3 protein-coding genes and 1 pseudogene are annotated in these 25,124 nt (G+C 74.9%); all 4 read right to left on the bottom strand.

What is annotated here, in order from left to right:
- On the bottom strand, positions 1–3,228 hold the full coding sequence (fabD, locus tag ACZ4UB_RS08300) for an ACP S-malonyltransferase (RefSeq protein WP_468069076.1): 3,228 nt from the start codon (positions 3,226–3,228) through the stop codon (positions 1–3).
- Positions 3,225–21,206, bottom strand: a pseudogene (locus tag ACZ4UB_RS08295) (amino acid adenylation domain-containing protein); the annotation flags it as partial. The gene fabD and the pseudogene ACZ4UB_RS08295, both read right to left, overlap by 4 nt.
- Before the next feature lie 82 nt (positions 21,207–21,288).
- On the bottom strand, positions 21,289–23,907 hold the full coding sequence (locus ACZ4UB_RS08290; protein WP_468069074.1) for a type I polyketide synthase: 2,619 nt from the start codon (positions 23,905–23,907) through the stop codon (positions 21,289–21,291).
- A gap of 58 nt (positions 23,908–23,965) precedes the next feature.
- Positions 23,966–25,099 carry an adenine nucleotide alpha hydrolase family protein gene (locus ACZ4UB_RS08285; protein WP_468069073.1) on the bottom strand — a complete coding sequence of 378 codons (1,134 nt, stop codon included), beginning with the start codon at positions 25,097–25,099 and terminating at the stop codon, positions 23,966–23,968.
- Positions 25,100–25,124: the final 25 nt, after the last annotated feature.

The following is a 25,124-nucleotide window of genomic DNA, read 5'->3' as shown; positions in this document are numbered from 1 at the left end:
TCAGCGGAAGGTGTTCAGGCGGTCCGTGATGTGGGTCGCCGCGCCTTCCATGAGCGTGTCGGCGATGGCCTCGACCGTACGGGCGCTCCAGGGCTGCAGCTCCGTGCCCGCGACGACCTGGTTGAACGCGCCCATCGACGGGCCGCAGTGGACCAGGTAGTCGACCCGGGAGCGCTGGTCCCCGGTGACGGCGAGGCGCAGGCCCCGGTCGAAGTAGCCGCGGAACAGGTCGGCGAGCTCGGCCTTGGGGTCCTGGCCGGGGGTGGCCGGCGGGGTCGCGCCGCCGAGGAACCGGTCGAGGACCTGGGTGCGGGTCTCCTCGTCGAGCTCCGCGAACGAGCCGTGCCGGCGCCAGATCTCGTACAGGCGGGCGGCGCGGGCGGGGAAGAACAGGCCGCGCTTGAGGTAGCGGGCCTGGACGCCGAGTTCGAACATCTCGCCCCAGGGGGCGGTGTCCACGTCGAACTCCCGGGCCTGCTGGAGGATGTCCTTGACCTCGGGGCTGGTGGCGGCCTCGACGGAGCACTGGTTGACGGAGCCGGTCAGCAGGAAGTCGGCGCCGAGCAGGAAGGCCGCGGCGGCGGCCTCGGGGGTGCCGATGCCGCCCGCGCAGCCGATGTGCACGCGGTGGCCGGGCAGTGCCAGGGCGGCCTCGTCGCGCAGCCGCAGCACGGCGGGGAGCAGGGTCAGCAGGTCGGCGGTGCTGCTGAGCCAGCCGCCGTCGGCCTCGACGCACAGGTCGTCGGCCATGGGACGGCCGGCGGCCTGCCGGGCCTCCTCCTCGGTGACCTCGCCCGACGCGAGCAGCCGGTCGACCAGGACCTGCGGCGGCGGGGCGAGGAACTCGGCGGCCGTGTCGGTCCGGGACACCTTGGCGATGATCCGGCCGCCCTTGAGCCGGAAGCGGACCAGCGCCGGGGTGATCAGCGGGAACCCGGAGGCCTCCACGAGGTCCACTCCGTGCCGCAGCAACAGGTCGACGAGCGCGGACTCCTGCTCCGGGGCGCCGTGCCGGTAGAGCAGGTTGACGCCGAAGGCGCCGCCGAGGCCGAGGTCGGCGGCGAGGGTGCGCAGCTGGTCCGCGGTCTCGGTGGGGCTCAGGCCGGCGGTGCCGAGGAAGCCGAGGAGCCCGGCCTTGGCCGCGGCGCGGAGCATGTCGGGGCCGGAGACGCCGCCGTAGAGGGAGCCGAGGAGGTAGGCGCGCCGCAGGCCGTAACGGGCGCGGAAGCTCGCCGAGCCGAGCGTGTCCGCCGCGATGCCGAGGGACGCGGGGGCCGGGGCCGCTTCGACCTCGGCCGGGACCGGGGTGTGCGTCGGGACCGGGAGGGGGGTGGCCGAGGAGCGGATGCGGGCGACGAGCCGGGTGAGGACGTGGCCCGGGCCGAGCTCGGTGAAGTCGAAGTCGCCGTGGCCCATCAGGCGGCGGACCGTCTCGCTCCAGCGCACCGGGGAGGCGATCTGCGCGGTCAGGGTCTCCTTCACCGTGTCGGCCCGGTAGGGCTGGGCGTCGGTGTTGGCGAGGACGGGGACGGCGGGCCGGCCGAAGGCGAAGCCGTCGAGGAAGCGCGCGAACTCCTCGGCGGTGCCCCGCATGTAGCGGGAGTGGAAGGGGGCGCTCACATTGAGCCGGACCGCGCGGGCGCCCGCGGCCTCGAAGGCGGTGCAGGCGGCGCCGATGTCGTCGGCGGGACCGGACAGGACGAACTGGTCGAGCGCGTTGAGGTTCGCCAGGTCCAGGCCGTCGAGGCCGGATCCGGCGAGGATCCGGGTGACGGCGTCCTCGTCGCTGCCGACGACGGCGGCCATGGAGCCGCCGCCCGCGGCGGCCATCAGGGCTCCGCGGCGCTGCACCAGGCGCAGCCCGGTCTCGAAGTCGAAGACGCCGGAAGCGAAGAGGGCCACGTACTCGCCCAGGCTGTGACCGATCAGGTAGTCGGCGGGCTCCGGGTCGCGGGTGAGGTGGTCCAGGTAGGTCAGGGCGCTGACCGTGTAGAGGGCGGGCTGGGTGTACTCGGTGCGGCCGAGGAGCCGCTCGGGGTCCGAGACGCACAGTTCCTCGATGGAGTAGCCGAGGACGCGGTCGGCGATCGCGGTCTGCTCGGGGAACTTCTCGAACAGCCCCTTGCCCATGCCGCGCTGCTGGGAGCCCTGTCCGGGGAAGCCGTAGACCTTCATACCGTGTGCCTTCCTTGGTGTCTTCGGTGCGTGCGGTGCGTGCGGTGATTGCGGTGCGTGCGGTGCCGTGGCCGCCTTCGGTGCGGCGAGCGTCCGGGCCCGGGGAATCTGTTCCGGGTCGTACCCGAAGGGGCTGAGCAGGGGCAGGGACCGGGAGCGGCTCCCTGCCGGCAGGTTGTTGCGGGCGAAGTTGTGCAGGGTGCCGGAGGGCCCCAGGTCGAGGTAGAGGAAGTCGCCCCGGGCCCGCATGGCGGCCATGGCCGCCTCGAACTCGATGGGTTGGCGGGCCGCCCGCCAGAAGTGGTGCGCGGTCGGCCGCTCCACGGACCGGCCGTCCACGCAGGAGATCCACGGGATGGCCGGCGGGCCGAACTCCACGCCGTCGAAGGCGTTGTTGCACTGGGCGAGGACCGGGTCCATGTGCCGCGAGTGGTAGGCGTACTCGACGGGGACGCGCTGGTGGAGCACGTCGGCGGCGCGCAGCTCCCGCTCGGCCCGGGCCAGGGTGTCCTCGTCGGCGGCGACCACGAAGTGGCCCGGGTAGTTGCGGGCCGCGACCTCGCACTCGCGCAGGGCCGGGACCCGGTCGAGCACGTCGGCGGGGGCGAGCACGGCGAGCATGCCCCCGCGGGGGCCGGTGCGCAGGCCGGAGGCCTGTCGCACCAGCACCCGCAGGCACTCCGCCTGGTCCAGGCTGCCGGAGACGGCCGCCGCCGCGTACTCGCCGAGGCTGGAGCCGAGCAGGTAGTCGGGTTCCAGTCCCGCCGCCCGCAGGGTCTCCGCGAGGGCGAGTTCGATCATGACGATCGCCGGGTGGGTGAGCCGGGTGTCGGTGAACGGGTCGTTCTTGCGACGCGCCGGATCGAACATCCGGGCGATGACCGATTCACCCAGCTCGGCGGCCACCACCGCGTCGTGGCGCAGCAGCGCGGCGCGGAACACCGCGTCGGTCTCGAAGAGTTCCCGGCCCATCCCGTAGTACTGGGACCCCTGGCCGGAGAACATGAAGACGACGGGCAGGTCCCCGGTCGGCACGGGGATCGGGGCGCTCATCGGTAGGTGTCCCAGAACATGCTCCCGGCGGGCGCGGGGGCGGCGGCGGAAGCGGTGCTCGCGGACGCGGTGGCGGTCCCCGTCGCCCGGCCGCGGATCACGACCCGGGGGGTGCGGACCGGCTGCGGCAGCGGGGTACGGGCGACGGCCGAGCCGGTCGCGGACGCCCCCGGCGCCGGGGCGAGCAGCAGGTGGGCGTTGGTGCCGCCGTCGGCGAAGCAGTTCACCGCGGCGAGTTCGGCGCCGCCGGTCGGCCAGGGCCGGGGCTCCCGCGGGAAGTACAGCGGGGAGGCGGCCAGGTCGTAGTGGTCCAGCGGCTCCTGACCGGAGCCGAAGGGGACCTGCTCGCGGTGGTGCAGCATCAGGGCCACCTTGATGAAGGCGGCGATGCCCTCGGCGGCCAGCGGGTGGCCGATGTTCGGCTTGATGGAACCGAGCGCCACCGGCTGGGTGGAGCCGGACCGGTAGACCCCTTCCACGGCCTTGAGTTCGAGCAGGTCGGTGACGGCCGACCCGGAGCCGTTGGCCTCGATCCAGCCGATGTCCTGGGGCAGGTGGCCGCTGCGCGCGAGGGCCTCCTTCATCACGTCCTTCTGGGCCTGGAGGTTCGGGGTGGCGGGGCCGGCGGTGCGGCCGTCGTTGTTGATCGCGATGCCCTTGATGACGGCGACCACGCGGTCACCGTCGGCCTGCGCGGCCGCCAGCGGCTTGAGGACGACGACCCCGACGCCCTCGCCGAGGACCAGGCCCGCGGCCCGGCGGTCGAACACGTGGAAGGCGGAACCGGGGTTGAGCAGTCCGCGCTGTCCGAAGACCTGGTGGGCCCGGTCGTCGGCCAGCAGGCTGACGCCCGCGATCACGGCGGACTCGATGTCGCCCGAGCGCAGGGCCTGGACGGCCATGTCCATGGCCACCAGGGCGGAGGAGCAAGCGGTGTCGACGACCAGGCTGGGGCCGCGGAAGTCGAAGAACTGCGAGACGTTCGCGGACAGGTAGTTCTGGCCGGTGACCACGACCGGGTTCTTCGCCCCGGCCAGGCTTTCGGTGTCGGGGGTGTGGGTGGCGCGGCCGCCGACGTAGACGCCGATGCGGCGGCCCTTGAGTTCGGCCGGCCGGTAGCCGGCGTGGTGCAGGGCGTTGTCGACCTCTTCGAGGAGGAGCAGGGCCTGCGGGTCCATGGCCGCGACGTCGGCCTCGGCGAGGAGGAAGGACTCCGGGTCGAAGCGCAGGACGTCGTCGAGCAGACCCGCGTGGTAGCCGACGGGACGGCCGAAGCGGCTGTCCGGGATCGGGTGCAGGGCCGAGCGGCCCTGGCGCAGCAGGTCCCAGTACGCACCGGCGGACGGGGCGTCGGGGAAGCGGCAGGAGAGGCCGATCACGGCGATGTCGGTGGTGGCGGGTGCGACGGCCGCGGTGGCCGGGCCGGCCGGCGCCGCCGGCGCGGTCGGCGCGGAGGCCGTTACCGCGCGGGCCGCGGAGGCCGGGATGGTGGCGGGGACGGCCGCGGCGGGGGCGGCGAAGGCCGCGAGGAGGGCGTCCCGGTGCTCCTCGGCGAGGTACGCGGCGAAGCCGTCGGCGGTGGGGTGCTCCAGCAGCGCCGAGGGGTCGATGGAGACGTCGAGTCGCTTGGCGGCGGTCTGCACCAGCTGGGACACCATGATCGAGTCGGTGCCGTAGTCGTGGATGGGGGTGTCGCCCGTCAGCCGGCTCCGCTCGAAGCGGAGTTCGGCGGCGAGCCGGTCCAGCAGCCAGGAGGAGGCCGCGTCGACCGCTCCCCGGACCGCGTCGTCGGCCGCCGCAGCGGCGGGCACCGCCGGGGCGGCGGCGACGGCCGGGGCGGCCGGGGTCGCGGCCGGGGACAGGCGGCGGGAGGTGAGCAGCTCGGGGCGCCACTCGGCGTCCGGACGCGGCAGCGCGGGCAGGACCACCCGGGCGCCGCTCGCCAGGGCCCGGTCCAGCAGGGCGAGGCCCTGCTCGTCCGTCAGCGCGGACAGCCCGGAGGCCTGGTAGGCGGCGCTGCGCGCCTCCCCCATCCCCGTGTCCTTCCAGCTCGGCCACTGCACGCTGACCAGCGGGAGCCCGTAGGGACGGGCCTCGGCGACCGCGTCCAGGTAGGCGTTGGCCAGGGCGTAGTCGCTCTGACCCACGGCGAGGGCGGGCACGGAGGCGGCGACCGAGGAGTAGAGCACGAACAGGCTCAGGGGCTCGTCGCGGAAGCAGGTGATCAGCGAGTCGAGGCCGAAGACCTTCGGGCTGACGACCCGGTCGATGCCGGCCTGCGTCTTGCGGACGAAGGCGGGGTTCTCGAAGTCGGTGAAGCCCGCGCTGTGGATCACTGCGCCGGCCGGTCCCATCCGCAGCCGGATGTCGGCGAGGCTCTTGGCCAGGGCCTCCGTCTCCTCCAGCGGTACGGCGAGGACCTCCAGCTCGATGCCGCGCGCGACCAGTTCGGCGAGCGGGCGCAGCTTCTCGCCCAGGGCGGTGCCGGCGGCGATGTGCGCGGCCCATTCGGTGCGCGGCGGGAGTTCCTCGCGGCCGGTGAGGACCAGCTTGCGCACGCCGTGGCGCTCGACGAAGTGGCGGGCGCTCAGCAGGCCGAGGCCGCGGGTGCCGCCGGTGACCCACAGGACGTGGTCGGCCGGGAAGGCGGTGCGGCCGGTCGGGACCTGCTGCGGCAGGGCGCGCAGCTCCGCCCGGTGGCGCGCGCCGTCGCGGTAGGCGATCTCGTACGGGTCGTCGCCCGCGGCGAGTTCGTCGGCGACGCGCAGGCACAGCTCGTCGTCGAGGACGCCGTGGCCGGCGTCGACGTGGCGGGAGCGCAGGTGGCGGTACTCGCTCTGCAGCATGCGGTAGAGCCCGGTGCGGGCGGCTCCGCCCGCGCTGCCGTCGCGCGTGATGAGGAGGGCGGTCAGTTCGTGGCGGCTGTCGACGAGCTGGCGCATCCAGTGCAGCCAGCCGGCCAGCAGGTGGTGCGCCGCGGGTCGGGCCGGGTCGGCGCAGCCCGCGAGGTCGACCACGGCGTCGTAGCGGTTCCACACGGTGGTGGGGTCGGCGATGTCGGCGGCGATCCGCTCCGCGTCCAGTACCTCGGCGGCGGGCAGGTGCGCGGCCAGTCGGGCGGCGAGGGCCTCGGTGCCCGGTGCGGCCAGTACGGCGGTACGGGCGGGCAGGGCGCCGCGCACGACCGTCCCGGCCGGGACCCAGTGCCGGGTGAGCAGTTCGCCGGCGGGGGCGGCCGACCGGTTCAGGGCGGTGAGTTGGGCGTCCGCGGCGGCGAGCCAGACCCGGTCCCCGCCGAAGGGGTAGCCGGGCAGGGCCGTACGGGCGGGCCGGCCCGCCGGGTGCAGGACGGCGAAGTCGACCTGGCGGCCGGCGGTCCACGCCTCGGCGAGGGCCGCGGGGCTGTCGTCGACCGGACCGCCCGCGACGGGCTTGCGCAGGTTGACGACCGCGCGCCAGGTACCGGCCGGGGTGTGACCGGCGGCCAGGTCGTCCAGGCGGGCGGCGAGTTCGGCCGGGTCGTGGAAGAGGACGGCGAGCCGGTGTTCCATGGCCTCGCGTCCGGACTGCAGGGTCCAGGCGATCTCGTCGGGGCTCGCGTCCACGGCCTCGTCGCGCAGGTGCGCGGCCAGTCGGCGGGCCTGGGCGGTGAGCCGGTCGGCGTCGCGGGCGGACAGCACGGCCAGCTGCGGTCCGACCGCCGGAGCGCGGGTCGGCGCCGCCGGGTCGCCGACGTACTCCTGGAGGATGATGTGCGCGTTGGTGCCGCCCGCGCCGAAGGAACTCACGCCGGCGGTGCGCGGCTTGACGGTGCCGTCCTCGAGGACGCGGCGCGGCCAGGGGGCGCGTTCGCGCTGGACCTCGAACGGGCCGGCGGAGAAGTCGATGTTGGGGTTGAGGCGGTCGGCGTGCAGCGAGGCGGCGAGTTCGCCGTGCCGCATCTGGAGCAGCACCTTGGTGATGGCGGCGATGCCGGCGGCGGACTCGGCGTGCCCGATGTTGGACTTCACGGAGCCGATCGGCAGCCGCTCGGGCGTGTCGCCCTGGAAGGCGCGGAGCATGCCGGTGACCTCCACCGGGTCGCCGAGGGCGGTGCCCGTGCCGTGGGCCTCCAGGTAGTCGAGGTCGGCGGGGCGCAGCCCGGCCCGCTCCAGGGCGGAGCGGACCAGGTCGCCCTGGGCCTTGGGGTTGGGGACGCTGTACCCGGAGCCGGCCCCGCCGTGGTTGACGGCGGAGGACTTGACGACGGCGAGGATGCGGTCGCCGTCGGCGAGGGCGGCGTCCAGTCGCTTGAGCAGGACGGCGCCGGAGCCCTCGGCGGGCACGTAGCCGGTGCCGCCTTCGCCGAAGCTGCGGCAGCGGCCGTCCGCGGCGAGGAAGCCGCGCTGGGCGAGCTGGAGGAACTTCACGGGGTGGCTGGAGATGTTGACGCCGCCGGCGACGGCGACGTCGCAGTCACCGTTGCGGATGGCCAGGCACGCCTGGTGGATGGTGACCAGCGAGGAGGAGCACATCGTGTCCAGGGCGACGCTGGGTCCGGTGAAGTCGAAGAAGTACGAGACCCGGTTGGCGACCGAGGCGTAGGAGGAGGAGGGGGCGAAGCCCTTGCCCTCCAGGGCTTCCTGGACGCCGTACAGCTGGTAGTGGCCGTACATCATGCCGACGAACACGCCGGTACGGGCGCCGCGGAGCTGCGCGCGGGTGTAGCCGGCGTCCTCCATGAGGTGCCAGACGGTCTCCAGGAAGACGCGCTCCTGGGGGTCGGTGTGCTCGGCCTCGATCTGGGACATGCGGAAGAACAGCGGGTCGAAGCGGTCGGCGTCGCGGACGAAGCCGCCCCACTTCCCGTAGGTCTTGCCGGGGGCGGACTTGTCGGCGTCGTAGAAGGTGTCGTGGTCCCAGCGGTCGGCGGGGACCTCCTCGACGCTGTCGCGGGCGGCCCGCAGGTTGCGCCAGAACTCGTCCACGTCGTCGGCCTGCGGGTAGCGGCCCGCGACACCGATGACGGCGATCTCGATGTCCTCGCCGTGGGTGGCGGCGCGGTCGGGGGCGGCGGTCACGGGGGCGGCCTCGGGGGTCGGTGCGGGGGCCGGCGGGGCCGGGGCGGTCGCGGGCGTCGTCACGGTCGCCGTCGGGGTCGGGGTCGCGGTCGCGAGAGCGGTCAGCGCGTCCGGGTGTTCGGCGCTGAGGTACCCGGCCAGTTCGCGGACCGTCACGTGCTCGAAGAGCAGGGTCTTGGGCAGCGGGCCGAAGAGCTCCTCCAGCCGGCGGACCATGCTCATCGAGATGAGGGAGTCCAGCCCGTACTGGTCGAAGGACTCGGTGAGGGAGATCTCGCTCTCGGGGAGCTTGACCTCCTCCGCGAGCAGTCGCAGGACCAGTGCCTCGGCGTGGCCCCGCACGTCCGCCTCGGCCGCCGGGGCGGTCGCGGTGGCCGCGGCGGTCACCGGGGCGGCGGGGGCGCGCCCGCCGTCGAGGGCGGCCAGGATGCGGTCGGGGTCACCGGGGGCCAGGAGCAGTCGGGGGGCGGTGGTGGCCAGGGCGCGGTCCAGGGCGCCGAGGGCGGCGGCGGTGCGCAGCGGGCGCATGCCGAGGACCCGGTCCATGAACTCCTCGGCGGCGGCGTCGATCCGCATGCCGCCGTCGGCCCACACCGGCCAGGCGGCGGCGAGGGTGCGACCGTGCCGGGTGCCCGCCAGGCGCCGGTGCTCGCGCTCCTCGGCGAAGTGGTCGAGGAAGGCGTTGGCGAAGGCGTAGTCGGTCTGGCCGGTGTTGCCGAAGGCGGCGGCGGCCGAGGAGAAGGTCACGAAGTAGTCGAGGCGGTCCTCGCGGGTGGCCTCGTCGAGCAGGACGGTGCCGTGCACCTTGGCGGCGAGGACGGCCTCGGCGTCGGCGCGCTCCTTGCGGGCGAGCAGGCCGTCGCGCAGGACGCCCGCCGCGTGCAGGACGCCGGCGATCGAACCGTGGGTGCGGCGGGCCTCGTCGATCAGCAGCCGCACGCCCTGCGGGTCGGACACGTCGGCCCGCACCACGCGGGCGCCGATGGCGTCGATCCGGGCGAGGGCCTCGGGGCCGGGGGCCGTGCGGGAGGCGAGCACGATGCCTCCGGCGCGGGTCCCGGCCGCGGTGCGGGCGGCGGCGATGTGCTCGGCGAGGAGCAGGCCGAGGGCGCCCGTACCGCCGGTCACGATGTGCGCGCCGGGGCCGGTGAAGGGCGAGGGGGCGGCGGCGGGCAGGGTCGCGCGGTGCCAGGTGCGGCGGGAGCGGCCCGTGCCGTCGGCGCGGGTCTCGACCCCGCCGGATCCGGCGAGTTCGGCGGTGACGGCGTCGGCCGGGGTGCGGTCCGCGGCGACGGCGAGCACGGTGAAGTCGACGGCGGGGTGTTCCAGGCGCACCGAGCGGGCGAAGGCGGCCATGGCCGGGTGGGCCGGGGAGGCCGCGGGCTCGGTGTGGACGTACAGGTAGCGCAGGGCTCCGCGGCGGGCCCGCTGCCAGGCCCGCAGGAAGGCGCCGGCGGTGTGGAAACCGTGCTCGACGGCCGCCGCGGTGTCGCTGTCCGGGCCGGACAGGTGCACCACGGTGGCGGATCCGGACGCGAGGGCGGCGACCGCCGCCTCGGCGTCGAAGGCGTCCGCGGCGTCAACGGCGCCGATGGTGCGCACGACCGTGCTCGCGCCCGCGGCGGTGAGGGCCGCGGTGACCGCCGCCGACCCGGCGGTGGGGCCGAGGACCAGTACGGCCGTGTCGAGCGGGCCCGCTTGGGCGGCGACGGGCTGCCAGCCGGGTGCGAAGGCGAAGACCTCGTCGGAGCCGGGGAGCGCCCCGGCCGCGCGGGCCGCGGCGGGCACGGCCCGCAGGGTGAAGGCGTCGATCGCGACGACCACCCGGCCCTCGGCGTCCCGCAGGGCGACGTCGAAGCACAGCGTGCCGGGTCGGGCCGGCCGGGCCGAGACCGTGGCGTGGGCGTACACCCGCTCCGGCAGGTCGGCGTAGCGGCGGACCGAGCCGAGCGAGAACGGCAGGTACGGGACCGGGTTCGCGGGGTCGGCGGCGCCGGGCGCGAGCCGCCCGGCGGTCTGCAGGGCCGCGTCGAGCAACGACGGGTGGAAGGCGTAGGCGCCGGGGCCGGTGTGGCGCTCGGCCGGCAGCCGCAGCGCGGCCAGGGCCTCGCCGTCGCCCTCGGCGATCTCCTCGATCACCTGGAAGGCCGGGCCGTAGTCGAAGCCGAGCCGGGAGAAGCCCGCGTAGCAGTCGGCGGCGGTGTGGACGCGCGGGCAGCGGGCGCGGACGGCCGCCGGGTCGACGGGGGCGGGGCGCTCGCCGGGGTCGCCGAACCGCAGGGTTCCGGCGGCGTGGACGGGGGCGCCGTCGCCCTCGCCGGCGACCTCGAAGGAGGCCGGGCGGTCGGCGGCGCCGGTGAGGCGGATCCGGAGGCGGTGGCCGCCGTGGCCGGCGGGGAGCCGGACGGGGGCGGCCCAGACCAGGCCGTCGATGCCGGTGACCGGGGCGCCGTCGGCGGCGAGTTCGCCGGCCAGGCGGGCGATCTCCAGGTGGGCGACGCCGGGCAGCACGGGGTCGCCGGCGACGATGTGGTCGCGCAGGAAGAACTCCCGGCCGGTGAGGTGCTTGGTGAAGGCGCGGCCGGCGCCGTCGGGCGCGGGGAGTTCGGCGTCGAGGAGCGCGGGGTGGAGCGGGGCCGCCGCGGCGGGGGCCGCCGGGGTGACCCAGTGCCGGGTCCGGGCGAAGGGGTAGGCGGGCAGGTGCACGCGGCGGCGCGGGGCGCCCTGGTGCAGGGCGGCCCAGTCGACCTCGGCGCCGTCCAGCCAGTGGCCGGCGAGGGTGTCGAGGTCCGCGGTGGCGGCGGCCGGGCGCGGCGTCAGGCCGCGCGCGGGCCGTCCGGTGCGCACCGCCGAGGGGCGGCCCGCCAGGTGGGCGGCGAGTTCGGCGCGCAGTGCGGCGGCGCCCTCGGCGACCACGGCGAGGCGGTGGGCCATCGGCTCGCGGCCGATCTGCAGGGTGTGGGCGAGGTCGCCCGGGGGGACGTCCTGCGCGTCGAGGTGGTCGACGAGCCGCTGCGCGGTGGTGCGCAGTGCCTCCTCGTCCCGGGCGGACAGCACGAACAGTTGCTCGGCGCTCTGCTCGTCGCGGGTGTCGGGCATGGTCGGTTCCTCCAGCACGATGTGCGCGTTCGCTCCGCCGAAGCCGAAGGAGCTGACGCCGCCGCGGCGCGGGTGCTGCGCGCCGGCGGCGTCGCGGTGACGCGGCCAGGGTCGGGCGGTGGCGGCGACCTCGAAGGGTCCGCCGTCGAGTTCCAGGTAGGGGTTCTGCTCGTGGAAGTGCAGGCTGGCGGGGATGGTGGCGTGCCGCATGCCGAGCGCGACCTTGAACAGGCCCGCGATGCCGGCGGCGGCCTCCAGGTGGCCGATGTTGGTCTTCACCGAGCCGATGGCGATGGGCGTCCGCGGGGCTGCGGAGCCGTTCTCGGCGCGCAGCCGGCGGAAGGCCGTGGAGAGGCCGGCGGTCTCGATGGGGTCGCCGAGCGCGGTGCCGGTGCCGTGGGCCTCGATGTAGCCGACGGTCTCCGGGGCGACCGCGGCCGCCCGGTAGGCCTCGACCAGCAGGTCGGCCTGGGCGTCGGGGTTGGGGGCGGTCAGCGAGGTGGTCCGGCCGCCGTGGTTGACGGCGACCGCCTTGATGACGGCGTGGACGGCGTCGCCGTCGCGTTCGGCGCGGTCGTTCGGCTTGAGCAGCACGACGCCGGCGCCCTCGCCCCGTACGTAGCCGTCGGCGCGGCTGTCGAAGGCCTTGCAACGGCCGTCGGGGCTGAGCATCTCGCCCTGGCTGAGGGCCTCGTAGACCGACGGGGAGAGGATCAGGCTGACGCCGCCGGCGATGGCCAGGTCGCAGGTCCCGTCGCGCAGCGCCGCGCTCGCCTGGTGGACGGCGGTCAGCGAGCCGGAGCAGGCGCTGTCCACGGCGACGGACGGGCCGCGCAGGTCCAGGACGTAGGAGACGCGGTTGGGGATGACGGACAGGGCGGCGCCGGTGAGGGTGTGGCCCTCGGTGCCGCGTCCGGCGGCGCGCTGCACGTCGAGGTAGTCGGAGTTGGTGACCGCGACGAACACGCCGACGCGCTGTCCGGCCAGCTCGGAGGGACGGTAGCCGGCGTCCTCGATGGCCGACCAGACCACTTCCAGCATCAGGCGCTGCTGGGGGTCCATCAGCTCCGCCTCGCGCGGGGAGATCCCGAAGAAGGCGGCGTCGAAGCGGTCGATGTCGGGGGCGAAGCCGCCCCAGCGGGAGCGGGATCGGGGCTGCTCGCGCCAGTCCCAGCGGTCGGCGGGGATCTCCGTCACCAGGTCGTCGCCGGCGGCGAGGTGGTCCCAGTACTCCTTGAGGTCGGTGGAGCCGGGCAGGCGTCCGGCCATGCCGATGACGGCGATGTCGCCGCTGGGGCGCTGCCCCCGCGTCGCCGGGGCGTCGGCGGCCTCCGCGCCCTCGGGGTCCTGGTCGCGGTCCGCGGGGAGCTCGACCCGGGCCGGGCCGAAGTGGGCGGTGAGTTCCCTGCCGTGGTGCTCCCACAGGTGGTCGGCGAGGGCGAGCAGGGTGCCGCGGCGGTAGAACAGCGTGGGGTAGACCTCGATGTCGTAGGCCTTGCGCAGTTCGGTGCTCAGCGCGGTGAAGCTGACCGAGTTCATGCCGAGGTCGCCGAGCGGGGTCTGCGCGCCGATGTCCTCGGGGCGCTGGCCGGCCAGGGTCGCGACCATGGTGGTCAGTTCGCCGACGAGCGCCTCGGTACGGAGCCGCGCGCTGCCGTCGGTGCGGTCCCGCTCGGGTGCGGTGGCGGCCGTGGCTCCGGTGGCGCCGAAGCGGGCCCGGAGTTCGGCCACGGGCAGGGCCGCCAGGGTGGTGCGGTCGATCTTCTCGTTGAGGGTGCGGGGGAAGCCGGTGACGCGGACCAGCGCGTCCGGGACCATGTGGTCCGGCAGCCAGGCCGCGAGCCGCTCCCGGGTGGGTTCGGTGGCGCCGTCCGCGAGGACGTAGGCGGCCAGCAGCGAGTGTCGGGTGCCCTCGCCGCGGGCGACGACCACGGCCTCGCGCACGCCGTGCAGGCCGCGCAGGGTGGTCTCGATCTCCTCCAGTTCCACGCGGAATCCGCGGATCTTGATCTGGGAGTCGATCCGGCCGAGGTAGTCGATCCGGCCGTCCGGGAGGCGGCGGACGAGGTCGCCGGTGCGGTACATGCGGGCGTCGGCGGCGGTGGCGAACGGGTCGGCCACGAAGCGTTCGGCGGTCAGCTCGGGACGGCCCAGGTAGCCCAGGGCCACGCCGTGGCCGCCGATGTACAGCTCGCCGGGGACACCTGCCGGGACGGGGCGGCGGGTGCTGTCGAGGACGTGGAGGGAGGTGTTGGCGATCGGGGTGCCGATGGTGACCTTCTCGCCGGGGGCGAGGCGGCTCGCCGCGGACCAGATGGTGGTCTCGGTGGGCCCGTACAGGTTCCACACGGCGTGGTTCCCGGCGAGCAGGGCCCGGGCGGTGTCGGCGGGCAGTGCCTCGCCGCCGCACAGGACGGTCAGGCCGGGCTTGCCCTGCCAGCCGGCGGCCAGCAGCATGCTCCAGGTGGCCGGGGTGGCCTGGATGACGGTGGCCCTGCTCGTCTCGACGGCGCGGCGCAGCCGCAGGCCGTCGCGGGCGTCCTCGGTGGGCAGGATCTCGACCGTGCCGCCGGTGACCAGGGGCAGGTAGAGCTCCAGGCCGGAGATGTCGAAGCAGACGGTGGTCAGCGCGAGCAGGGTGTCGCCGGGGCCGAATCCGGGTTCGCGGGCCATCGACCACAGGAAGTTGGTCAGGGCGCGGTGCGGTACGGCGACGCCCTTGGGCCGGCCGGTGGAGCCGGAGGTGTAGATGACGTACGCGGTGTCCCCGGGTCCGGCGGGGCCGGGCGAGGGGGCGGCGGGCGGCTCCTGGGCGCCGTCGGTGAGCAGGCGCGGCACGGCGGTGTAGGCGTCCTGGTGCGCGGAGTGCGTGAGCATCAGGAAGAGTCCGGCGTCCTCGGCCATGTAGGCGAGGCGCTGGCGCGGGTAGCCGGGGTCGAGCGGGACGTAGGTGCCGCCCGCGGCCTGGACGGCGAGGAGGGCGACGGGCAGGTCCGCGTCGCGCGGCAGCAGGACGCCGACGGTGCGGCCGCGGCCGACGCCGGCGGCGCGCAGCCGGGCGGCGAGGGTCTCGACGCGTTCGGTGAGCTCGCGGTAGGTCAGCTCGGTGCCCTGGTGGCGGACGGCCACGGTCTGCGGGCGGGCTTCGGCCTGCCGGCGTACGAGCTCCCACACGAGGGTGTCGGCCGGGTACGCGGCGGCGGCCGGCGGGGCCAGTCGGGTCCGCTCCTCGCCGGTGAGCAGGTCGAGCGCGCCGACGGCGGTGTCGGGGGCGCCGACGGCCGCGGCGAGGAGGGTGGTGAAGTGGGTGCCGATGCGCTCCACGGTGTCCGCGTCGAAGAGGTCGGGGTCGTACTTGAGGGTCCAGCGGCAGCCTTCGGCCTGCTCGACGAGCTCCAGGGTGAGGTCGAACTCGCCTTCCTGGTGGACTCCTTCGACGGGGCCGAGGACGAGGCCGTCGTGGCGGGCGGCGCGCGCCCAGTTCTGGAAGTAGAAGGCGGTGTTGAAGGGGGCGGACGGCGCGGCCGGGTCCAGCTTGCGCAGCTCCTCGGCGAGGGTGAGCAGCGGGTAGGCGCTGTGCTCCAGGGCGCCCAGGACGGTGGCGTGGGTGCGGCGGACCAGGGCGCGGAACGCCTCCTGACCGTCGACCCGTTCGGCGAGGACGACCATGTTCATGAAGTAGCCGAACACGTCGTCGTAGCCGCCCGCCGGGCGGCCGGCGGTGGGGGTGCCCACCGCGATGTCCGCCTGGTCGGCGTAGCGGTGCAGCAGGGCGAACCAGCCGGAGAGCATGACGCCGAAGAGCGAGGTGCCTTCGGCGGAGGCCAGGGCGCGGGCCCGCTCGGTGACCGGACCGGGGACGGCGCCGTCGATGCTGGCGCCGCGGTAGCCGGGTACGGCGGGGCGGGGGCGGTCCAGCGGCAGCGGCACGGTGGTCTGGCGGCCGCTCAGCCGCCGCGTCCAGTAGTCGCGCAGTCGACGGCCCTCGGGGCCGGCGAGCAGGTCGCGCTGCCAGGCGGTGAAGTCGGCGTAGCTGTGCTCGGGGCGGTCGGTGGGCGGCAGGCCGCCGTCGGCCACGGCCCGGTAGCCGCGCTCCAGTTCGGCGAGCAGCAGGGCGATGGAGACCCCGTCGAAGACCAGGTGGTGGAAGGTCAGCAGGAGGGCGTGGCGGCCGTCCCCGAGGGTGTAGAGGGTGGCGCGCAGCAGCGGGCCCCCGGCGAGGTCGAAGGGGCGGCGCAGCTCCGCCCGCATGCGCCCGCGCAGGTCGTCCTCGTCCACGGAGGTGAGGAACACCTGCTGGAAGGGGAGTTCGGGCTCGGTGGCGATGTGGGCCGCCGGGCCGTCGGCGCCCTCGCGGACGGTGGCGCGCAGTTCCTCGTGGCGGTCCAGGAGGTCCTGGAGGGCCACGCGGAGGGCGAGGAGGTCGGTGTCGCGGTCGAGCCAGAGGGCGAGGGGCAGGTTGTACGCGTAGGTGCCGGGGGCCATCCGCTCGATGACCCAGAGGGCGCGCTGGCCCTCGGACAGCGGGTGGACGCACGCCTCGGCGTCGGTGCGGGGGCGCAGCACGAGCTCGGCGGCCGGGGCGGCCGCGGGCCGTGCGGGCGCGGCGGGCGCGGCCGGGGCCTGCGGGGCCACGGGCGCGGCCTGGGCCGGGGCGGGGGCGGGGGCGGGCGCCGCGGCGGCCGGGGCGGCCGGGGCGACGACGTCCGCGAGCCAGCCGGAGGCGAGGTGCGCGGCGAGCTCGCGCAGGGTCGGGCGTTCGAAGAAGTCGCCGAGGGGGACGGTGACGCCGAAGGTGTCGTCCACCGCGGAGACGATCTTCATCCCGCTGAGCGAGTCGAAGCCGTAGTCGGCGAGGGGGCGGTCGGGGTCGACCCGCTCGTCCAGCTTGAGCACCCGCTCGACCAGTTCGCGCAGGCGCTCGCCGACGGCGTCGGCGGCCACGGCCGCGGCCTGGGCCGAGGCGGCCTCTTCGGTGGCCGCGGGGGTGGCCCGGAGCACCGGGTTCGCGCCGAGGACGACGCCGTCGCTCTCGGCGACGAGGACGGTCTGCCCGAGGTCGGCGCCCTCGGCGCCGAGCGCGCGGACCTCGGTGTAGCCCTCTTCGTGCAGGATCCGGGTCCAGCCCTCGGGCGAGGCCAACGGCGAGTCGGGCATGCGCAGTTCGCCGTCGTCGAAGGCCCACCAGCCTTCCAGGACGCCGCCGCCGATGGTCAGCAGCGGGCGGACGGAGGTCAGCTCGTTGAGCACGAGCCAGCCGCCGGGGCGCAGGAGGGCCTTGGCCTTGCGCAGGGTGGAGCGCAGGTCGCTGGTGGCGTGCACCACGTTGGTGGCGAGGACCAGGTCGGCGGCGGCGGGCGTGAAGCCCTGCTCGGCCAGTCCGCGCTCCAGGTTGAGGATCTGGAACCGGGCGAAGGGGTAGCGCTCGGCGAAGCGCTCCCGGCCGTAGTCCAGGAACCTCGGGGAGATGTCGGTGAAGGTGTAGCCGACCCGGCCGGCGTGGCCCTCCAGCGCGGGCAGGACCCGTTCGCTGGTGGCGCCGGTGCCGGCGCCGAGCTCGACCACCTCGAAGGAGGTGCCGTCCGGGAGCTGCTCCAGGCGCAGCTCCAGGGCGCGCCGGACGGTCTCGCGGACCAGCAGGTTGAAGTGGTCGGTGAGCGGGTTGCCCTTGTAGAAGTTCTGCACCAGCTGCATGGAGGAGCCGGGGAACATGATCTCGGTGGCGCCGACCTCGCCGCGCAGGATCTGCGGGTACGCCTGGAGGAAGAGCCGGTTGAGGGTGACCGTCGGCTCGATGTCCGGGTAGGCGGTGGCGAGGCGGTCGAACTCCGCTTCCCAGCCCTCGGCCTGCGCCGCGTGTTCCACGGAGTCGGCGGCGGCCGTGGTGGTGACCCGGTCGCCGTCGCGGGTGAGCAGGCCGGCGCCGGTGAGGATGTTGAGCAGGGCCTCGTGCAGCCGCTGGAAGCGGTCCTGGATGCGCAGGGTGGTGCGCAGCTCCAGGGCGCTGTGGCGTTCGCCGGAGCGGTGGAAGACGCCCATGCGCTGGTAGACGCCGAGCAGGACGGGGGCGGAGACCGCCTCCAGCTCCTGGTAGCCGTCGAGGACCCGGGTGGCGGCGGGGTCGGTGGCGGCCGCCCCGGCGAGGCGGGACGCCTGGTCCGCGAGGACGGCCGGGTAGCCGCCCGGAAGGGCGTCGCCGTCCAGGGCCGGGTCGTGGCCCATGGCCTCCAGGGCGCGGCGGTTGGCGCGGATGGGCATGGCCTGGGGCAGGCCGGAGGCGAGGATCCGCTCGACGGCGGTGATGCCCTCGGCGGCGGTGAAGCCGCTGATGCCCAGGCCCTGGAAGATCTCGGCGAGGCCGGGCTGGGCACCGGAGCCGACCTGGTGCCAGTAGCCCTGGTTGACGACGGTGACCGGGAAGTCCAGGCGGGCGCGGAGGAAGAGGGCGTAGGCGTCCTCGGTGGCGGAGGCGCAGATGTAGGCGCCGTTGCCGGCGAAGCGGCCGAAGGAGCCGGCGGAGGAGAAGTAGGCGAGGAAGTCGAGCCGCTCGCCCGCGACGACCGCGGCGAGGGCGGCCGCGCCCTCGGTCTTGACCCGGGTGGCCGCGGTGAAGGCGTCCTCGTCGAGGTCGGCCAGGAGGTGGTTGTCGAAGACCATCGCCGCGTGGAAGACGCCGTGCAGGGCGCCGAAGAGGCGGTGGGCCTCGGCCACGGCGGCGGCCAGGTCCTCGGTGGAGCAGGCGTCGCCGCGGACGTGGGCCACGTCGCCGCCGTGGGCGCGGATCTCCTCGACCGCGGCCCGCTGCTCGGCTCCGAGCTCGCCCCGGCTGAACCAGACCAGGCGGGCGCGGTGGCGTCGGGCCAGGTCGACGCTGAGCTCGCGGGCGATGCCGCCGGTGCCGCCGATCAGCAGGTAGACGCCGCCGTCGCGGTAGACGGGGCGGTCGACGGTCACGGTGGGGGGCAGGGCGACGCGGCCCAGGCGGCGTTCGTAGCGGATGCCCGCGCGCAGGACGGTGGTGCGCCCGGTGGTGTCGACGGGCTCGGCGAGGAGGAGGTCGGCCAGGGCGCGCGCACCGGCCTCGCCGGTGAAGTCGGCGGCGGCGAAGTCGACGGCCGCCGCGCGCAGTTCGGGCCGTTCCTTGGGGGCGACCTGGAGCAGGCCGTGCAGCCCGGCGGCGAAGGGGTTCTCCGAGGCGCTGCCGGCCACCGCGTGGACGTCGCTGGTGACGACGAGGACGCGGTCCGCGGCGGTGGAGCGCAGCAGGTGGAACAGGGACAGCGAACCGTCCCGGAGCTGTTCGGCGGCGAGCGCGGGGGCGCCCGTACCCTCGGCGATCCGGGTGCCGACGGCGCCGAGGTGGACGACCAGGTCGGCGTCGGCGGTGCGGGCGAGCCACTGCGACACGGGCTGCTCGTCGACGCGTACGAGGTCCACGGAGCCGGTGTGGCGCGCGGCGAGGGCCTCGCCCAGCCAGCGGGAGGCCGCGGTGACCAGGGCGGTGATGCGCCGCGGGGCCGGGGCGGCGCCTTCGGCCGGGGCCGGGGTGCGGACCCACAGCGGGCGGAAGAACTCCGGCGCGCCGTCCGTGACCGGGGCCTCGCCGGTGTCCTGGCGCTCGGCGGGCGCGGCGACGGCCACGGGGGCCGGGGGCTGCGGGATCCAGTAGCGGCGGCGGGCGAAGGGGTACGTCGGCAGCTCGATGCGGCGGGCGGTGGCCGGGGTGGTCCGCGTCCAGTCCACCCGGGCGCCGGTGACCCAGGCGGCGGCGACGCCGGACAGGTCACGGCGCTCCAGGGCCCGTTCGAGGTCGGCGGCCGCGTCGGCGGTGAGCTCCACCCGGGCGCGGGCGGCGCGACCGGTGACGGTCCGGTCGTCGCCCTCCCCCGCGACCCAGGCCTCCAGCAGGCGGGCCGCGTCGGCCGGGGACACGGCGGGCAGGGCGAGACGGAACTCGTGGGCGGTGCGCCCGGACTGCAGGGTGTGGGCGACGTCGGCGAGCCGGAGGGCGGCGCCGTCCAGCGGGCGGGGTCCGGCGGCGGCCAGGGCGGCGGCGACGGTCCGGGCGACGGCCCCGATGGTGTCCGCGGCGGTGGTGTCGGCGGGCAGCGCGGCGTTTGCCGCATCGGCCAGCAGGGCCTGGTAGCGGGCGCGTTCGGCCACGCCGAAGCCGCACTCGGCGAGTTCGGTGGCCAGGTCCAGGTAGTCGGCGTCCACGCCGAGGGTCTCGGCGGCCAGTGCGAGGCTCAGGCGCTGGGCCGCGGCCAGGGTGTCCGGCTCGGGCCGCTGGTCCCGGGATTCCCCGCCCTGGGCGCGGCGCAGGAAGGCGGCGAGGTCGGTGGCGGCCGCGCGCAGCCGGTCCTCGCTCTTGGCGGAGAGGACCAGCAGCTGCTCGGTGTCGGCCTCGTGGGCCTCGGTCGGCAGCGCCGCGCCCTGGTACTCCTCCACGACCACGCAGGCGTTGGCGCCGCCGCCGCCGAAGGAGCTGACGAGGGCGCGCAGCGGCGCGTCGGCGCCGTCGGCGGCGTCGCCGACGAGGGGGCCGGGGCGGTTCCAGGGGCGCAGGGTCTGCTGCACCTCGAAGGGGGTGGTGGTGAAGTCGATCTCGGGGTTGAGGCGGGCCGAGTTCAGCGAGGGCACGAGCGCGCGGTGGCGGAGCTGGAGGAGCACCTTGGTCAGGCCCGCGATGCCGGCCGCCGATTCCAGGTGGCCGATGTTGGACTTGACCGAGCCGACCGCGACGGTGGGCCGCTCGGCGCGCTGTGCGGGGGTGATGCGGCCGCCGAACGCCTCGGTCAGGCCGGCGATCTCGATGGGGTCGCCGAGCGGGGTGCCGGTGCCGTGGGCCTCGACGTAGCCGATGCTCTCGGGGGCGGCTCCGGCGCGGCCCAGGGCCGCGCGGATCACCTCGCTCTGGGCGGCGGAGCTGGGCACGGTGTAGCCGCCGGTCTTGCCGCCCGCGTTGATGCTGGAGCCGGTGATCACGCCGAGGATGCGGTCCCCGTCGGCGATCGCCGCGGACAGCGGCTTGAGCAGGACCGCGCCGACGCCCTCGCCGTCGACGAACCCGTCGGCGCCCTCGCCGAAGCTCTTGAGCCGGTCGTCGTGCGAGATCATGCCGCGCTGCGCCAGGGTGCGCAGGTGCATGGGGTGCAGGATGAGGTTGACGCCGCCCGCGACGGCGGAGGCGCACTCGCCGCTGCGCAGGCTCTCGCAGGCCAGGTGGACGGCGGTGAGCGAGGCGGAGCAGGCGGTGTCCACCGCGAGGCTGGGCCCGGTGAAGTCGAAGGTGTAGGAGACCCGGTTGGCGATGGACCAGTGGTTGGAGTGGGCGTCGGTCTGCACGCCGAGCGCGGTGGCCTCGCCGCCCATCCACTCGTAGTTGTTGTTCATGACGCCGACGAACACGCCGACCCGGCCCTGGGCCGCGAGCCGCGCGGCGGGGTAGCCGGCGTCGTCCAGCGTGGCCGCGGCGGTCTGCAGGAACAGGCGTTCCTGGGGGTCCATCGCCTCCGCGTCCGCGGGGGAGATCTGGAAGAACAGCGGGTCGAACTTGTCGACGTCGTCGATGAATCCGGCCCACTTGCTGTATCCGGCGCGGGTGCCGGAGGGGTCGTAGTGCGCGTCGGCGTCCCAACGGTCCGCCGGCACCTCCCGGATGCAGTGCGTGCCCGAAGCCAGGTTGTCCCACAGCTCACCGGCCGTCTCGGCCAGCGGGTAGCGGCCGGCGACACCGATGATCGCCACGCCCTCGCTCGGCGCCGCCGGGGCGGAAGCCTGCTTCAGCAGGCTCAGCAGCAGCTTGCGCTTGTCGTTCACAGTCTCTCTCTTCTCACAAGGTCTGGGGTGCCGGTCGCGGGGGCGGGCGGTCCGGCGGGTGGGGCCACGGGCGCGCTGCGGGTCAGGCGGCGGGGCCCTGGGCGGCCGCGGCGCGCTGCGCCCGCCGCGAGGTGCGGCCGTCGGCCGCGGGCGCGGCGCTCGCCGCCGCGGCGAAGCCCATCAGCTCGGCCAGGTTGTCGACGAAGGCGCGGATGGTCGGGAACTCGACGAAGGAGGTGGCGGGGACCGCGAAGTCCAGCTCCTCGGTGAGCTTGGCGACGATCTCGATCAGCACCAGGGAGTCGAGGCCGAGGTCGAAGAGGCTGGTGTCCAGGGCTGCGAGGTGGCTACCGCCGAGGACCTTGCCGATCTCCTCGACCAGGTAGTCGGTGACCAGGCGGCGGTTGTGCTCCGGGTCCTGCGCGTCGAACCGGCCGATCAAGCGGTCGGTGTCCTGCGGCTCGGCGGCGGTGGCCGCGTGGGCGCCGGGCACGGCCCAGTGCCGACGCCGCTCGAAGCGGTGGGTGGGCAGCGGCACCCGGCGGGCGCCGGCGCCGGCGCCCACGGCCTCGAAGTCGAGACCGGCGCCGAGCGTCCACAGCCGGGCGGCCAGGCCCAGCAGGTGGGCCAGGCCCGCGGGTTCGTCGTCCTGCGGCGCCAGCGGGAAGGCGTACCGCCCGGTGCCGGTGAGCTGGGCGTCGAGGCCGGAGAGGTCGCCGGTGCCCGTCCAGGCGTGCGCGGTGCGGCTGTCCTCCTCGGTCATCCAGGCGCCGGTGCGCGGGGAGAGCACGGGCAGGCCCGGTGCCCGCCACTCCCCCGGTGTGCGGCCGTCGGCCAGGGCCAGGGCCGCTTCCAGCGGGAGGGCGCCGGCCAGGGCCGCCGCGACGGCGGCGCCCGTGCCGGTGACCGCCAGAGCGGCCGGCTCGATGCCCCAGGCCAGCAGGGTGGAGGCGAGGGCGTAGCCGTGGACGAAGTCCTCGTGGGCCTCGCCGGCTCCGGCGCGGGTGCAGGCGTCCACGGCCTCCCGGTAGGCGGGCACCGCGTCGTACAGTTCGGCGCGGTCGGCGGCGTCGGCGCCGGAGCCGTCCAGGACCAGGACGGGGGCGGCCGGTTCGCCCTTCGGCGCGCCCTGGTGCAGGCGGTCCGCGTCGCCGAGGGCGAGGGCCATGGCGGCGTCGCGGGTGCTCTTGGCGACCAGGGCGAGGCGGTGGCCGTGGCCGCGGCGGCCCAGGGAGAGGGTCTGCGCCACGGCGGCGAGGTCGAGGTCGGGCCGCTGCTTGAGGTGGCGGGCCAGGGCCGCGCCGGACTGCTTGAGGGCGGCCTCGGAGCGCGCGGAGAGCACGAGCAGTTCGCGGTCCCGGCCGCGCGGGACGGCGGCCCGGGCCGGCGGCTCCTCCAGGATGACGTGCGCGTTGGTGCCGCCGATGCCGAAGGAGCTGACCCCGGCCCGGCGCAGGCCCTCGCCCTGCGGCCACTTGGTGGTCTCGGTGTTCACGTAGAACGGGCCGGTCTCGAAGTCGATCTCGGGGTTCGGCCGGGTGTAGTGCAGGCTGGGCACCAGGGTGGCGTTCTCCAGCATCAGCGCCGTCTTGATCAGACCGGCCATGCCGGCGGCGGTGTCCAGGTGGCCGATGTTGGTCTTGACCGAGCCGAGGGCGCAGAAGCCGACCCGCTCGGTGCCCTGGCGGAACGCCTGGGTGAGGGCGGCGACCTCGATGGGGTCGCCGAGCGGGGTGCCGGTGCCGTGGGCCTCGACGTAGCCGATGGTGTCGGGGGCGATGCCCGCGACCTCCTGGGCGTCGGCGATGACCTCGGCCTGTCCGGCGATGCTCGGGGCGGTGTAACCGGTCTTGTGGGCACCGTCGTTGTTGACGGCGGAGCCCTTGACCACGGCGTGGATCCAGTCGCCGTCGGCGAGCGCGTCGGAGAGCCGCTTGAGGACGACCATGCCCGCGCCGCTGCCGATGACGGTGCCCTGCGCCTCGGCGTCGAAGGCGCGGCAGTGCCCGTCCGGAGAGAAGATCATCCCCTCCTGGTACTGGTAGCCCTGGTCCTTCGGGCCGAGGTGGACCGCGCCGGCCAGCGCCATGTCGCACTCGCCGCCGATCAGGGCGAGGCAGGCGGTGTGCACGGCGACGAGCGCCGTGGAGCAGGCGGTGTTGATGCTGATGGCCGGGCCGCGCAGGTCGAGCTTGTACGCGGTGCGGGTGGCCAGGAAGTCCTTGTCGTTGGCGAGCATCAGCCGGTAGTGGTCGACCGAGCCGGCCGCGCGGTAGCGCTCGCCGAGGTTGTGCAGCAGGTAGGTGTTCATGCCGGCGCCGCCGTAGACGCCGATGCGGCCGTCGGTGCGCTGGGGGTCGTATCCGGCCCGCTCCAGGGCCTCGTGGGCGCACTCCAGGAAGATCCGGTGCTGCGGGTCGAGGATCTCGGCCTCGTCGTGGGTGAACTGGAACAGCTCGGAGTCGAACAGGTCCGTGTCCGGGATGGTCTGCGCGGCCTTGACGTAGCGCGGGTCGGCGAGGCGGTCCGCGGGCACGCCGGCGGCCAGCAGTTCCTCGTCGGTGTACCGGGTGAGCGTCTCGCGCCCTTCGCGCAGCACGTCCCAGAACTTGTCGGCCGAGTCCGCGCCGGGGAAGCGGCAGGCCATGCCGATGATCGCGATGTCGGAGTCTGATACGGAATCTGATGCGGAAACAGTCATGGTGGGTCTCCCTCGTCGGGTTCTCGAAGCGGGTGGAGGTCGGCCGGGGCCGCGGGCGTCAGCCCAGCGGGATGCCGAGGTCGGCGGCGACCGCGCGCATGTCCAGGAAGCTGGCCGCCACGAAGCGGGCGGCGTCCTCGCTGGCGTCCATGCGCTGGAAGAGGTCCACCAGCTCCGCTTCGTGGTCCTCCCGGGTGCCTTCACCGGCGGCGAGCGCGAGGACCACCTTGCCGAGACGTTCCTCGACCACGGGCAGGTCGAGGGAGCGGGGGAACTTGATGCTGAAGGTGTTGCGGTCGTAGTCGGCGTTGCGCTGGACCGACCGCACGTGACTGGCCGCGTTCAACTTGTAGAACATGCAGTCGAAATTCTTGAACGAGTAGTAGTTCAGCAGCGGGAAGAGCGTGCAGTGGGTCTCCATCGGCGAGGACTGGTAGAGGCCCTTCGCGCGCAGCTCCTCGACGATCCGGTCGGGGTCGTACTCGTGCCGGGTCGCGATGAACGGGAAGACGATCTTCGGGAGGTTCTCGTCCTCGTCGAACAGGAGCGCCTCCAGCTCCCCGCCGAACAGGGTGTCGGCCAGCCGCTCGCCGAAGGTCTTGTAGAAGCCGCGCACGACCTCGCGGACGTTGGACTCCATGGTCAGGATCTGCTGCGGGTCGGCGCACAGCGCGATGTACGGGATCTTCTGCCGGTAGGCCATCAGGATGGCCCGCAGCACGAAGAAGGTGCGGCAGGAGACGCAGGGCAGCTTCTCGTCGAGGTACTTGCCGGGCTTCTTGGGCGCCTTGCGGGTGAACACCTCGCGCATCATCAGCTTGATGTTGTCGTCGTCGGCGTCGAGCACGAAGGTCGCCGGGATCTTCTCCTTCGCCAGCGCGATGTTCTGCGCCGCGTGCACGCTCTCGAACGGCACGTCGAAGGTGAAGGCCAGGACCCGCTTGCCGTACTCGTTGACGAACTTGTCCAGCATGTACGTGCTGTCCTTGCCGCCGCTGTACATGAAGAGGCAGTCGAACTCGCCGGTGGCCTGCGGGGCCTGCTGGAACTCGGTGAACACCTTGCTGGTGTAGCGGTAGTTCTCCAGCAGGTCCTCGGCGAAGTCCATCGTGCACAGGTTGCAGACGCCCTTGGCGTCGAGGACGACTCCGGGATGGTCGGCCTTGAGCGAGCAGACGGTGCACACGGACATGGATCCCCCTGGGTTACCTGACTGG

The organism is Streptomyces sp. NPDC028419 (assembly GCF_055565515.1).
Note: the sequence above shows the minus strand (reverse complement) of the source record. Positions and strands in the feature narration are given on the sequence as shown.